Below are 12,909 nucleotides of genomic sequence, written 5' to 3'. Positions count from 1 at the left end.
CCAGGGAAGGGGTTGTGGGAGGGGGGGAGGAGGGTCAGCAGGACCGGTGCAGCAGGGCGTTCATGCTGATGCGGTCGCCGCGGAACCGGATGAACTCCAGGTCGACGGGGCGTCCGTCGGCGAGATGGGTGAGGCGCTCCAGCATCAGGACGGCGGAGCCGCGCGGGATCTCCAGGACGGCGGCGGAGTGCGCGTCGGCGTTGACGGCCTCCAGGGTGATGTCGGCGCTGCCCAGCGGCTGCCCGGCCAGGGACTCCAGCAGCCGGAACACGTCGGTGTTCTCCAGGTCGGCGCCGAGGAGTCCGGTCCCGAGGTCCATCGGGACGTAGGTGAGGTCGAGGGAGAGCGGCAGCCCGTTCAGCAGCCGGCGGCGCTCGATGTAGAGCACGTCGGTGTGCTCCGGCACGCCGAGCCGCCGGGCGACTGGGGCGGGTGCGGGGACCGGTCCGACGGTACGGACCTCGTTGGTGACCCTGCCGTGTTCGTGCAGGGTCTCGGCCAGCCCCTGGAGCCGGTCCAGGGCGTGCGGGTACCGCTCGCCGACGACGACGGTGCCGACCCCCGGCTGCCGTTCGACGATTCCCTCGCCGCGCAGCAGATCGAGGGCCTGGCGGACGGTGTTGCGCGAGACGCGGTAGTCGGTGCCGATGGTGTCCTCGTACGGCAGGACGCCACCCGGGAACGCACCCGTGCGCACCTGGTGGCGCAACAGGTCGGCGAGGAGCCGGGCGCCGTCCGCACGCAGCCGGCGCCGGCGGGCGGCGGCGACGGGCACGGTGTGCTCACGGATGCGTTCGGCTGGCATGCGGTGGACCATACCGACGCCGTGGCGGAGATGGTGTTGCCGCAGTGTTGCGCCACTTGGGGGCCGTTACGGAACGGCTGTGACCTGCGCGGATGTGGTCCGCAGCAGAAAGATCTGCCACCGGTGCGGGGTCAGGAGCCGCTGCTGGAGATCGTCCCCGCCCGTCCTGCCCGCCTCCCGGAACGATCCGACGCGTCCCGGCGGACGTTGCGGTACACCGCTTCGGCGGGCCACCGCTCGTGGATCAGTGACCGCATCGCCGAACGGGACGTCAGTCCGGCGCCGGGCACCCGCCGATCGAGGCCGGCCGCCGCGACGAGCGAGGCCAGTGCGCGGCTGCGGTGGTCCGGCAGCCCGGCCCGCCCGGCGGCCGCGAAACGCTCCCGGACGTGGGCCGCGTAGCTCTGCGGCCCCGCCGGGTGGCGGTGGTAGGGCACCAGGCCGAGGAAGCGGCGGGTCTCCCGGAGCAGCACACCGCGCTGCACCGCGGCCTCCAGATACATGCCCCCGACCGGCTGCCCGGCGCGCCGGACCCAGCCCTGGGCCGGGACGCCCGAGCGGCCCTTGCCCGGAGCGGGCAGGCTCCGCATCAGTGCGGCCAGGAGCGGGTCCGGCGGCTCCAGCGGGTTGATCACCTGGATCTCGCCGCGCTGTCCGGTGACCCGCCCCTGCAGCTCCAGCTCCGCCAGGGCCGCCCCGGCCAGCGCGTACTCGAGGATCCGGTTGCGGCAGTACGGCGTGCCGCGCTGCGGGTCCAGCGCGAGCAGCAGCAGTTCCTCGGGCAGCGTGGGTCCTAAGGGCCCGTTCATGCCGCGGGCACGATGCGTCCGGTGACCTCGCCGAGGCCGACGCGGGTGCCGTCCGGGCCCGGGGCCCAGGCCGTCAGGGTCACCGTGTCGCCGTCCTCCAGGAAGGTCCGCTTGCCCTCCGGGAGTTCCAGCGGGTCGCGGCCGTTCCAGGTGAGTTCGAGCAGCGAGCCCCGCTGGGCCGGCTCGGCGCCGCTGATGGTGCCGGAGCCGTACAGGTCACCGCTGCGCAGCGAGGCGCCGTTGACCGTCATCTGGGCCAGCTGCTGGGCCGCCGTCCAGTACATGGTGGAGAACGGCGGCTCCGAGACGACCTGGCCGTTGATCGCGACGGAGAGCCGCAGGTCGAAGCCGCCGGGCTCCTCCTCGTCCGCGTCGTCGAGGTAGGGCAGCAGCGGGAGGTCCCGGGCGGGCGGCGCGGTCCGGGCGGCGTCCAGGGCCTCCAGCGGTGTCACCCAGGCGGCCACGGACGTGGCGAAGGACTTGCCGAGGAACGGGCCCAGCGGGACGTACTCCCAGGCCTGGATGTCCCGCGCCGACCAGTCGTTGAGCAGCGACAGACCGAAGACGTGGTCGCGGAAGTCGGCCAGCGGCACCGGCCGGCCCTGCTCCGAACCGACGCCGACGACGAATCCGACCTCGGCCTCGATGTCCAGCTTGACGGACGGGCCGAAGACGGGAGCCGGGTCGGCGGGGGCCTTGCGCTGTCCCGCCGGGCGCACCACATCCGTACCGGAGACCACGACCGTGCCCGCCCTGCCGTGGTAACCGATCGGCAGGTGCTTCCAGTTGGGGGTGAGCGCGTCGCCGTCCGGGCGGAAGATCCGGCCGACGTTGGTGGCGTGGTGCTCGCTCGCGTAGAAGTCGACGTAGTCCGCGACCCGGTAGGGCAGGTGGAGCGTGACGGAGTCGACGGGGTGCAGCAGCGGCTCGATGTCCGCGCGGTGGGCCGGCACCGTCACCCAGGCGGTCAGGGCCCGGCGCACATCGCTCCAGGCGGTGCGGCCGGCCGCGAACAGGGCCATCAGGTCGGGCTGGGCCAGCAGTTGCGCATAGGGCGAACCCAGCGCGTGCGCGGCCGCCCCGGCGTCCAGCACATGGCCGCCGATGCGGACGCCGACCCGCCGCTCGCCGGGCCGGTCGGCGGTGGAGAAGACACCGTACGGAAGGTGGTGCGGGCCGAAGGGATCGCCCTCGGCCAGTTCGAGCGGGCTGCTCTGCTCGGGCATCTGTTGCTGCCTCGCTTTCCAGGTCGCTGTGGGGGACACGTTACGTGGGGGACATCCCCCAGCGGCAGTGCCTCAATCATCCCCAATGCCCGGAAAGTTCCGCCGTATCCCCGCGAACACGGGGACACGGCGGCGGGATTCACCCGGCCGTGCGCGGAATCCGCTTCTCCCAGGTCCGGTGGAAGACGACCTCGCCGCCCTCCTTGCAGACCACCTCGTTGGAGGTGATGAAGTCATCCGCGTCGGCGGAGATCTCGGAGCGCGTCTCGACCAGCACGTCCCAGGACATCTCCGGCCGGTGCAGCCGGATCGTCCAGTCGGAGCGGGTGCGCGCGGAGAGCGGATCGCTCTCCTGGATCGTGTACGTCTCCACCGCGTCCTCGGTGAACTCCAGGCCGTCCGGGTAGACGCGCGTGCCGCCGTACCGGGGGTCGACCTCCATCCGCCACTCGCCCTTGGCCACGTCACGGACCACCAGCCGCTCGGGGCGCTGTTCGTCGAGTGTGACGGGGAAGACGACGCCGAGCGGCTCGGACTGCTCGGGTTCCTCGAAGCGGATCGCGGGATCCTCGGTGTGCCGGCGCACCGGGAGTTCGACGAAGCTGCCGTCCGCGTCCAGGGTGAAGCCCTTCGAACCGGCCTGCGGCCAGATCCACGGCCAGTACGAGGAGGAGACCGCGAGCCTGATCCGGTGGCCGGGCGGGAAGGTGTGCCCGATGCCGTTCAGGTCGAAGGTGACGTCCTCGGTCCCGCCGGCGGGCCAGTCCTCGGTGCGGTCCCTGCCGTCGCGGGCGGCGAGGTTGAGGACGCCGCGGGTGACGAGGGTGGAGGAGCCGTCGGGGGCGACGTCGCAGAGCCGGGCGACGGCCTGGCCGCGCGGGACGTCCATCCGGATCCGCAGCTTCACCCGGGGGCGGCCGAGGATCTCGATCGGGGCTGCCTCCACGGGGAACTCGAAGCAGACCGACTTGGCGTCCTCGTCACGCTGGTCGGGCGGCAGGTCGGCGTCGTTGCCGAACGGGAAGAACCGGCCGGCGTCCAGCCCGGTCTGCTGCGGCGAGTCGACGATCTGCGGCCCGCCCTGGAGGGCGTACGCGACCGGCGACACGTTCTCCGAGGGCCAGCTGGTGTCCCCGACCCAGCGGCCGGGCAGCGTCTCGTAGACCGTGGCCGGCCGGTGCGACTCGCTGATCCAGGACCGCAGCAGCGGCTCGGACATGACGCCGGTGTCCTTGTCCTTCAGGTGCTGGTCCCACCAGCGCAGCGTCTCCTGGAGGAAGCCGATGCCGGGCCCGGGCGGCAGTCCGCGGTCGGGGTACTGGTGCGACCAGGGCCCGATCAGCCCGCGGACCTTCGCCGGGTCCAGGTGCTCGACGAGCCGGAGCACCGTGTCGCGGTACGGGTCGTGCCAGCCGCCGACCGCGAGGACGTTCGCCTTGATGGCGGAGTAGTCCTCGCAGACGCTGCCGTGCTTCCAGTAGTCGTCGCGCCTCTGATGGGCCAGCCAGGTGTGGATGAACGGGTCCACGGCTTCGAGCCGGTCCAGCCACATCTGCCGCCAGTCGTCGCCGACGTCCGCCGGGTCCGGCGGACGGCAGACGAAGGCCAGCATGGTGGCCGCCCAGGCGTGCATGTCCACGGCGAGGACCGAGCCGCCCATGTAGTGGACGTCGTTGTCGTAGCGGTCGTCGGCCGAGCACACCGTGACGATGGCCTTCAGCGGCTCGGGGGCGAGCGCGGCGATCTGGAGCGAGTTGAAGCCGCCCCACGAGATGCCGAACATGCCGACCCGGCCCGAGCACCACTCCTGCTGGGCCAGCCAGTGGATGACGGCGACCCCGTCGGCGAGCTCCGTCGCGTCGTACTCGTCGCCCGGCATGCCCTCGCTGTTGCCGTGGCCGCGCACGTCGACCCGGACCGAGGCGTAGCCGTGGCCCGCGTACCAGGGGTGGCGCTGCCAGTCCCGCGGCGCGGTCCAGTCGCTCAGCCGGTACGGCAGGTACTCCAGCAGCGCGGGCACGGGTTCGTCGGTCACCGGCCGCCAGATCCGGGCGTACAGCTGGGTGCCGTCCGGCAGCGGGACGTAGATGTCCTCGCGGGTCGTCTCGTACGGGAAGGAGGTCTGGATGTGCATGGGGGCTACCTCAGTGGACGGGGTGCATGGTGCGCTTGAGCCAGGGTGCGGCGGCGATGACGGCCACACCGGCGGCCACCGCGATAGCGCCATTGACACCGAAGTAGGCGGGGTTGGAGACCTCGCCGTACAGCTTCACGATCTGTGCCTGGATGCCGTTGGCGAGGGCCAGGGAGAGGAACCAGAGCGCCATCGTCTGGCTGGCGAACGCCTTCGGGGCGAGCTTCGTGGTCGCGGACATGCCGGAGGTCTCCAGCAGGATGTCGCCGAGCCCGAGCAGCAGGTACGAGCCGACGATCCACCAGGCGGCCATCTTGTACGTGTCCGAGGAGTGCCCGGAGGTGGGCAGGACCATCAGCAGGAACGAGAGCCCGCCGAGGATCACCCCGATCGCGATCTTGTTGGACGCGTGTGGCTGGCGCGGCCCCATCTTCGCCCAGACGGCCGCGACCACCGGAGCGAGCGCCACCTCGAAGGCGCCGAGCGCGGAGGCGTACCAGCTGGCCGGGAAGTGGAAGCCGAAGATCTCCGTGCGGGCGTTGGTCGACGCGAGCAGCATCATCGTCGAGTACGCCTGGAAGAGGATGAAGTTGAACACGACGGAGGCCAGGAACAGCACCACGTACGGGCGCAGCCTGCCGCGTTCCTCCGCGGTGACCCGGGGGCTCCGGAACATCACCGCGAAGTACACGACCGGCGCGATCACGGAGACGAGGGTGAGCAGGTCGACGAAGCGGTCCATCGTCAGCCAGCCCGCCAGGGCCAGCGCGGTCGCGACGGCGGCGACCACGACGACACCGATGACGATGAGGCGGACCGCCCGGCGCATGGGTCCGGGGGCCAGGGCGAACTCGGCGGAGTTCTTACGCCCGGCCAGGTGACGGCGGCCCAGCACGTACTGGATCAGGCCGAGCGTCATACCGAACGCGGCGGCCGAGAACCCCCAGTGCCAGCTGGCGTGGTCACCCAGCCAGCCGGTGATCAGCGGGCCGAGGAACGCGCCGATGTTGATGCCCATGTAGTAGAGGGCGAAGCCGGCGTCGCGGCGTTCGTCGTCGGTGCGGTAGAGCTTGCCGACCATGGTGGCGACATTGGGCTTGAGCAGGCCCGTTCCGGCACTGATCAGGCCGAGGCCCACCCAGGTCATGACGTCGGTGGGCACCGCCATGGCGTAGTGCCCGCAGGCGATGAGGATGCCGCCGTACAGGACGGCGCGGTACGAGCCGAGGATCCGGTCGGCCAGCCAGCCGCCGGCCACGGAGACCAGGTAGACGAGGGTGCCGTAGGCGGCGGAGACGGAGGCGGCGGTACCGGCCTCCATCCCCATGCCGCCGTTGCTGACGGCGTCGGCGAAGTAGAGGACCAGGATCGCCTGCATGCCGAGGAACGAGAACCGCTCCCAGACCTCCAGGCCGGACAGGGTCATCAGGCCTCGGGGCTGGCCGAAAAAGGCGTGGTCGTCGCCCGGCGGGGGCTGGGCGGCTTCGGTGTCTGCGGCTGTGTGGGACAAAGGGGTGACTCCTGATCGTATGAGCTGATCCCGAACATACCGGCGGTGGCGGGAAGGCGCCCACGGTGATCCAAAGGGGACCGGATACGCTGACTTGAGTGATGGCAGCGACACATCGACATTCCGTGTGATCGTCAGCAGACAGGAGATCCCCTCGTGACCGTCGTCGGGCCGTTCGGACTGAGCGTGCGGGACCAGGCTCTTGAGGCCGGTGTCCAGGCCGGTTTGACTGCTGTCGAGTCGGGGCTGCTCGATGCCACCAAGAGCGAGGTGCCCTTCATCACGGAGGCGGCGCAGCACCTGGTGCGCGCGGGCGGCAAACGGTTCCGTCCCCTGCTGGCGATGCTCGCCGCCCAGTTCGGTGACGCCGACGCCCCGGGCGTGGTGCCCGCCGCCGTGGTCGTCGAGCTGACCCACCTCGCGACGCTGTACCACGACGACGTGATGGACGAGGCCGACGTACGCCGCGGAGTCGACAGCGCCAATTCCCGCTGGGGCAACTCGGTGGCCGTGCTGACCGGCGACTTCCTCTTCGCGCGCGCGTCGCACATCCTGGCCGACCTCGGCCCCGAGGCCGTTCGCATCCAGGCCGAGGCGTTCGAGCGCCTGGTCACCGGCCAGATCCTGGAGACCGCCGGCCCGCGCGACGGGCGCGACCCCGTCGAGCACTACCTCGACGTGATGCGCGGCAAGACCGGCTCGCTGATCGCCGTGGCCTGCCGCTTCGGCGCGATGATGTCCGGCGCCGACGAGTCGACGACCGACATCCTCACCCAGTACGGGGAGCGCCTCGGCGTCGCCTTCCAGCTCGCCGACGACGTCCTCGACATCGCGTCCGACTCCCACGAGTCCGGCAAGACCCCCGGCACCGACCTCCTCGAAGGCATTCCGACCCTGCCGGTACTCCACCTGAGGGCGCAGGCCGCGGCCGACGGCAAGCCGGACGACGTGGAGCTTGTCGAGCTGCTGGACGGCGACCTGAACGAGCCCGGCAGGCTCGACGAGGCCCTGCGCCGCCTGCGCGCCCACCCGGCGCTCGACCAGGCACGACGCGACACGGTCCGGTACGCGCAGGAGGCGCGGGCCACCCTGACGCCGCTGCCCTCGTGCTACGCCAAGGACGCGCTGGAAGAGATGTGCGACGCCGTGGTGCACCGCGCGGGCTGAGCACCTCCCCTCCCCAACCCCGACCCCTACGGGGCGGGGGAGGAACCGCCCCTCGGTGTCATACCGAAGAGGTACGCGGAGTTGCTCCCGCGGGCTGACGCCTGAAGCCGCCCGATTTGGTCAGATGGAGAACAACCACTCCTGACCGGGAACGGGCGAGAATGGCGGCACGGAGTGGACGAGTGCATCCGGACGGAAGCCGCCGACCACGGAGGTAGGGCACACATGGCACCGAACGACAGCGCAGACACCAACGGCTCGGCAGCGCAGGGCACCACGGGCGCCGGCGCAGGCCGCCGGAAGGCGGTGCGCTACATCGTCCCCGTCGCGGTGGCGGGGGTGGCGGCCGCGACGATCGGGCTGGTCCCGGCGCTCGCGAGCTCGGGAGACCCCGATCTGCCGAAGATCACCGCGCAGGAACTCATCGAGAAGATCGCCGCCTCGGACACGCAGCAGCTCTCCGGCACGGTGAAGATCAGCACCGACCTCGGGATCCCGTCGATGGGCGGCCTGTCCGGCTCCTTCGTCCCCGACGGCGCGGGCGACAAGGGCTCGGCGAGTGCCGACCCGCAGAAGAAGCTCACGGAACTGGCCTCGGGCACCCACACCCTCCGGGTGGCCGCCGACGGCCCCGACAAGCAGCGCCTGTCCATCCTGGACGACGCGTCCGAATACAGCCTGATCCACAACGGGGACCAGGTCTGGGCGTACGACAGCAAGTCCAACGCGGTCTACCACGCCGAGAAGGAGGCAGGCCGGAGCAAGGAGCGGCAGAGCGCCCCCGAAGGCGTTCCCACCACTCCGAAGGCCCTGGCCGAGCAGGCACTGAAGGCCGCCGACGGCACGACGTCCGTCACGGTCGACGGCACCGCGCAGGTCGCCGGGCGCGACGCGTACCGGCTGGTCATCAAGCCCGAGCAGAGCGGCTCCACGATCGGCTCGGTCACCGTCGCGGTGGACGCGGAGAACGGCGTACCGCTCAAGTTCACCCTGCGGCCCAGCAGCGGCGGCAAGGCGGCGGTCGACGCCGGGTTCACCACGGTCGACTTCGGCAAGCCCGACGCGTCCTCCTTCTCCTTCACCCCGCCCAAGGGCGCCGAGGTGACCGAGGCGGACGAGGCGGAAGGCCACGGGAACGCCGAGGCCGAGAAGGCGATGGGCGGCCTGAGCGCCTTCGAGGGCATGAACGTGATCGGCAAGGGCTGGAACACCGTCGCCGAGATCAAGACCCCCGGCGGGGCGGCCCTTCCGTCGGCGGAACCGGGAGACGTACCGGCCGGGGCGCAGCAGTTCCTCGACGCCCTCGGCGACAAGGTCACCGGGAAGTTCGGCTCGGGCACGGTCTTCAAGACCCGCCTGGTCAACGCCCTGATGACGGACGACGGCCGTGTCTACGTCGGCGCGGTCACCAAGGACGCGCTGGTGAACGCGGCGAACCAGGCCGGCTGACACCACGTCGTACGCCGTTTCGCACCGGCGCCGCCCCGTCCCGCCGTAGCCTCCGTACGGTGGGACGGGGCGGACGCGACCTGGGGAGCACACATGACAGAGGCCGGCACCGTGCCCGTGATCGAGACCCGGGGTCTCACCAAGCGCTACCGGGGCGGCCAGCTCGCCGTCGACGGGCTCGACCTCGCCGTCCCGGGCGGCAGCGTCTTCGGCTTCCTCGGGCCCAACGGCTCGGGCAAGACCACGACCATCCGGATGCTGATGGGCCTGATCGATCCGACGTCCGGCACCGCGAGCGTCCTGGGCCGCCCCATGCCGGACGCGGCCCGCACCGTGCTGCCCCAGGTCGGGGCGCTGATCGAAGGCCCCGCGCTGTACGGGTTCCTGAGCGGCCGGGACAACCTCGTGCGCTTCGACTGCGCCGACCCCACCGCCGACCCGCGCACCCGCGGCGCCCGCGTCGGTGACGCCCTGGAACGGGTCGGGCTGGCAGCCGCGGCCGGCAAGAAGGCCCGGGCCTACTCGCTCGGCATGAAGCAGCGGCTCGGCCTCGCCGCCGCCCTGCTCCGGCCCCGCCGCCTGCTCGTCCTGGACGAGCCGACCAACGGCCTGGACCCGCAGGGCATGCGGGAGATCCGCGCCCTGATCCGGGAGCTGGCCGCCGAGGGCACCACGGTGTTCCTCTCCTCCCACCTCCTCGACGAGATCGAGCAGGTCTGCACGCACGCCGCGGTCATGGCCCGGGGCCGGCTGATCACCCAGGGGCCCGTCGCCGACCTCGCCGCGGGCTCCCTCGGCCGGCTCGCCGTCACCACACCGGACGCGGCCGACGCCGCCCGCGTCCTGAAGGAGCACGGCATCACCGGCATCACCCTCGACGGCGACCGAGTCAGGGCCGATGCCCCGGCCGGCACCGTCGAACTCGCGGACCTGAACGCGGCCCTGGTCCACGGCGGCATCCGGGTCCGTTCCTTCGGCGTCGAACGGGCCTCGCTGGAGGACGCGTTCGTCGCACTCACCGGAGAGGGATTCGATGTCGCAGGCTGAACTCGCGCCGGCCGGGACCACCACGGCCAGGCTGGGCCCGCTGTGGACGCTCGGCATCCTGCGCTCCGAACTGACCACCACCCTGCGCCGCTGGCGCACCCTCGCCCTGCTCGGTGTGCTGGCCGCCGTCCCCGTACTGATCGGGATCGCCGTCCGCATCGAGACGGCCGACGGTTCGCCGGCCGGTCCCGGTGGGGGCGGCGCGGGCCCCGCATTCCTCTCCCAGGTCACCAACAACGGTCTCTTCCTGGTCTTCGCCTCCCTCGCCGCGGTCCTCCCGGTCTTCCTCCCGATGGCGGTGGGCGTCATCGCGGGCGACTCCGTAGCGGGCGAGGCCGGCGCGGGAACGCTGCGCTATCTGCTGGTCGCACCGGCCGGACGGACCCGGCTGCTGCTCGCCAAGTACGCAGCCACCCTGGTCTTCTGCCTGATCGCGACCCTCGTCGTCGCCGCCTCCGCGCTGGCCGTGGGCGCGCTGCTCTTCCCCGTGGACGACCTCACGACGATCTCAGGGACCCGGATCAGCTTCGGCGAGGGGCTGCTTCGTGCGGTGCTCGTCGCGGTGGCGGTCGCGGCGTCACTGATCGGCTTCGCGGCCCTCGGCCTCTTCGTGTCGACCCTCACCAACAGCGGGATCGCGGCCATGGCGGCGACGGTCGGGGTCCTGATCACCGTGCAGATCCTGGACGCGATCCCGCAGCTGAGCGGGATCTCCCCGTACCTCTTCTCGCACTACTGGCTGTCCTTCTCGGACCTGCTGCGCGAGCCGTTCTACTGGGACGAGGTGCTGAAGAACCTGGAGCTGCAGGCGTTGTACGCGGCGGTGTTCGGCTCGGCGGCCTGGGCCCGGTTCACGGCGAAGGACATCACCGCCTGAGGGAATCGGCCCGGCTCCGGCACCCGTACCGTCGGCCGGCGAGCCGTCCCCCGATCGGCTCGTCGCGGCACGAACGGCACGAACGGTGCGAAAGGTAAGGAACGAGCCGACACGGCACGTTCCGTTTCCCGCATGGGCATTGTTCGACTTCTGGCGACTGACTGTCAACAAGGATTGGCTCGATCGGACCTATGCTCACCGAATGATCACATCGCCGAGTTCGCTGCGCCGGAGCGAGAGCTCACGCAGGGCGACGCTGGAGGCCGCCCTCGACCTCTGCACGGAGAAGGGCTACGGCCGCGTCACGGTCGAGGCCATCGCGGCCCGGGCGGGCGTGAGCAAGAAGACGATCTACCGCTGGTGGCCGTCGAAGAGCGCGGTGCTGCTGGAGGCGTTCACGGAGTCACTGGTCACCGCCACCCCGTTTGCCGACACCGGCGACATCGCCACGGACCTGCGCACCCATGTGACGGCCGCGGTGAGGTTCCTCGCCGAACCGCCCTTCGGCCCCGCGTACGCCGGCATACTCTCCGAGCTCCACCACGACGACGCTTTGGCCGAAACGGTCCGCACCCAACTGATCGATCCCCGCTTCGAAGCAGCCGTCGACCGCCTGCGCGCCGCCCAGGACCAGGGCCAGATCCCACCGGGCGCCGATCTGCGCCTCGCGGTGGAGATGCTCTACGGCCCGGTCTACTACCGCCACGTCCTGCGCAAGCCGATGCAGGACGCGGAGACGGTGGCATCCATGGTCGGACACGTACTGCGGTCGCTGGGGGCGGGGGAGAACTGACGGGCGGAGCCGGGTGGCCCCATGGGCTCGCGCAGCCCGGAGTCGAGAGCGATGTGAGCGCTCAGCCATGAAGCTGGGCCCGTAACAGTGGGGCAGCCGCACCCACTTCTCTGCCGACTTCTGGGGCCGCCGCCGTGGGGTCAGCCGAACACGCGCTCCAGGACCACCGCGACCCCGTCCTCCTCGTGGGACAGGGTGACCTCGTCCGCCGCGGCGCGCAGGAGCGGGTGGGCGTTCGCCATCGCCACGCCGTAGCCGCAGCTGCGGAACATCGGCAGGTCGTTGGGCATGTCACCGAAGGCGATCGCGGTCCTCGGGTCCAGGCCCAGATGGTCGGCGGCCGCCGCGATGCCGGCGCCCTTGTCGATCCCGTACGGCTGGAGCTCGACCGTCCCCGGGCCGGACAGCGTGACGGTGGCGAGGTCGCCGACCGCCGCGTGGGCGGCGGCTGCCAGGGCGTCGTCGTCCAGGTCCGGGTGGCGGATCAGCACCTTGATGACCGGGGCGGCCCACAACTCGTCCCGGTGGAGTGCCCGGTGGGCCGGGAGGGATGGGTGTGGCATGAGGTAGCCGGGCTCTGTCAGGGTCCGTCCGGCGGGCCCGTCCTGGTCCACCGCCGCGAAGACCTGGCCGACCTGCGCCTCTATCTTGCCGAGTGCGGCGTCGGCCAGCTCCCGGTCCAGGGCGGCCGTGCGGACGATGCGGCCCGCCCCGGCGTCGTACAGCTGCGTTCCCTGACCGCAGACCGCGAGCCCCCGGTAGTCCAGGGCGGCGAGCAGCGCCCGTACTCCTGGTACCGGCCGCCCGGTGACCACGAGGTGCCGGGCTCCTGCGGCTGCGGCGAGGCCGAGCGCGGCGCGGGTGCGGGGGCTCACGGTGTCGTCGCGGCGCAACAGGGTGCCGTCCAGGTCCGTGGCGACGAGGGCATATGCGGGCGGGAGGGGCATGGGGCAAGCCTAGGGAGATCCGGTTCCGGCCGTGTGGCGCTGACCTGCGGCGATGGTCCGGTGTGGGAGGCGGCCCGGAGGATGTGGGGGCGTACCGGGAGGAAACGTACAGGCTGTGTGCCGGGCGTCGGGGTGGGCGTCGGGG

At 71.7% G+C, this 12,909-nt stretch carries 11 protein-coding genes; 5 read left to right on the top strand and 6 right to left on the bottom strand.

The annotated features are described in order from the left end of the window. Positions 1-34: 34 nt before the first annotated feature. From JGS39_RS29500 to JGS39_RS29480, 5 genes are all read right to left on the bottom strand, one after another. Complete coding sequence (locus tag JGS39_RS29500) at positions 35-805, bottom strand: GntR family transcriptional regulator (protein WP_236064245.1); 771 nt, start codon at positions 803-805, stop codon at positions 35-37. 131 nt (positions 806-936) lie between these two features. After that, positions 937-1,614, bottom strand: coding sequence for a GOLPH3/VPS74 family protein (locus JGS39_RS29495; protein WP_219572753.1), 678 nt, complete (start codon positions 1,612-1,614; stop codon positions 937-939). After that, positions 1,611-2,840: a fumarylacetoacetase gene (gene fahA, locus JGS39_RS29490; RefSeq protein WP_219572751.1), complete on the bottom strand. Its 1,230-nt coding sequence runs from the start codon at positions 2,838-2,840 to the stop codon at positions 1,611-1,613. Before fahA ends, JGS39_RS29495 begins: the two co-directional genes overlap by 4 nt. A 139-nt stretch (positions 2,841-2,979) precedes the next feature. Then, positions 2,980-4,974, bottom strand: coding sequence for a CocE/NonD family hydrolase (locus tag JGS39_RS29485; protein ID WP_219572749.1), 1,995 nt, complete (start codon positions 4,972-4,974; stop codon positions 2,980-2,982). 10 nt (positions 4,975-4,984) lie between these two features. Then, positions 4,985-6,484 carry a peptide MFS transporter gene (locus JGS39_RS29480; protein ID WP_219572747.1) on the bottom strand — a complete coding sequence of 500 codons (1,500 nt, stop codon included), beginning with the start codon at positions 6,482-6,484 and terminating at the stop codon, positions 4,985-4,987. A gap of 156 nt (positions 6,485-6,640) precedes the next feature. Between JGS39_RS29480 and JGS39_RS29475 the strand changes: the two genes are divergently transcribed. From JGS39_RS29475 to JGS39_RS29455, 5 genes are all read left to right on the top strand, one after another. Continuing rightward, positions 6,641-7,651, top strand: a complete 1,011-nt coding sequence (locus JGS39_RS29475; protein WP_219572745.1) for a polyprenyl synthetase family protein — start codon at positions 6,641-6,643, stop codon at positions 7,649-7,651. A gap of 225 nt (positions 7,652-7,876) precedes the next feature. Continuing rightward, positions 7,877-9,100: a LolA family protein gene (locus JGS39_RS29470; protein WP_219572743.1), complete on the top strand. Its 1,224-nt coding sequence runs from the start codon at positions 7,877-7,879 to the stop codon at positions 9,098-9,100. 93 nt (positions 9,101-9,193) lie between these two features. After that, positions 9,194-10,147 (top strand): ABC transporter ATP-binding protein, encoded by a 954-nt coding sequence (locus tag JGS39_RS29465; protein ID WP_219572741.1) that lies wholly within the window; start codon positions 9,194-9,196, stop codon positions 10,145-10,147. Next, positions 10,134-11,024 (top strand): ABC transporter permease, encoded by an 891-nt coding sequence (locus JGS39_RS29460; RefSeq protein WP_219572739.1) that lies wholly within the window; start codon positions 10,134-10,136, stop codon positions 11,022-11,024. The genes JGS39_RS29465 and JGS39_RS29460 overlap by 14 nt, the downstream gene beginning before the upstream one ends. Before the next feature lie 202 nt (positions 11,025-11,226). Beyond that, positions 11,227-11,817, top strand: coding sequence for a TetR/AcrR family transcriptional regulator (locus tag JGS39_RS29455; RefSeq protein WP_219572737.1), 591 nt, complete (start codon positions 11,227-11,229; stop codon positions 11,815-11,817). A gap of 140 nt (positions 11,818-11,957) precedes the next feature. Here JGS39_RS29455 and JGS39_RS29450 read toward each other — a convergent pair whose 3' ends face one another. After that, positions 11,958-12,764 (bottom strand): HAD family hydrolase, encoded by an 807-nt coding sequence (locus JGS39_RS29450; protein WP_219572735.1) that lies wholly within the window; start codon positions 12,762-12,764, stop codon positions 11,958-11,960. Positions 12,765-12,909 lie beyond the last annotated feature (145 nt).

Source organism: Streptomyces poriferorum, assembly GCF_019399235.1.
In the GTDB taxonomy this organism is placed as follows: Bacteria; Actinomycetota; Actinomycetes; order Streptomycetales; family Streptomycetaceae; genus Streptomyces; species Streptomyces poriferorum.
Note: the sequence above shows the minus strand (reverse complement) of the source record. Positions and strands in the feature narration are given on the sequence as shown.

Bases quoted from the DNA above. Each gene is read 5' to 3' on its own strand.
- JGS39_RS29500 (WP_236064245.1), bottom strand. From the start codon at position 805: ATGCCAGCCGAACGCATCCGTGAGCACACCGTGCCCGTCGCCGCCGCC.
- JGS39_RS29495 (WP_219572753.1), bottom strand. From the start codon at position 1,614: ATGAACGGGCCCTTAGGACCCACGCTGCCCGAGGAACTGCTGCTGCTC.
- fahA (WP_219572751.1), bottom strand. From the start codon at position 2,840: ATGCCCGAGCAGAGCAGCCCGCTCGAACTGGCCGAGGGCGATCCCTTC.
- JGS39_RS29485 (WP_219572749.1), bottom strand. From the start codon at position 4,974: ATGCACATCCAGACCTCCTTCCCGTACGAGACGACCCGCGAGGACATC.
- JGS39_RS29470 (WP_219572743.1), top strand. From the start codon at position 7,877: ATGGCACCGAACGACAGCGCAGACACCAACGGCTCGGCAGCGCAGGGC.
- JGS39_RS29465 (WP_219572741.1), top strand. From the start codon at position 9,194: ATGACAGAGGCCGGCACCGTGCCCGTGATCGAGACCCGGGGTCTCACC.
- JGS39_RS29460 (WP_219572739.1), top strand. From the start codon at position 10,134: ATGTCGCAGGCTGAACTCGCGCCGGCCGGGACCACCACGGCCAGGCTG.
- JGS39_RS29455 (WP_219572737.1), top strand. From the start codon at position 11,227: ATGATCACATCGCCGAGTTCGCTGCGCCGGAGCGAGAGCTCACGCAGG.
- JGS39_RS29450 (WP_219572735.1), bottom strand. From the start codon at position 12,764: ATGCCCCTCCCGCCCGCATATGCCCTCGTCGCCACGGACCTGGACGGC.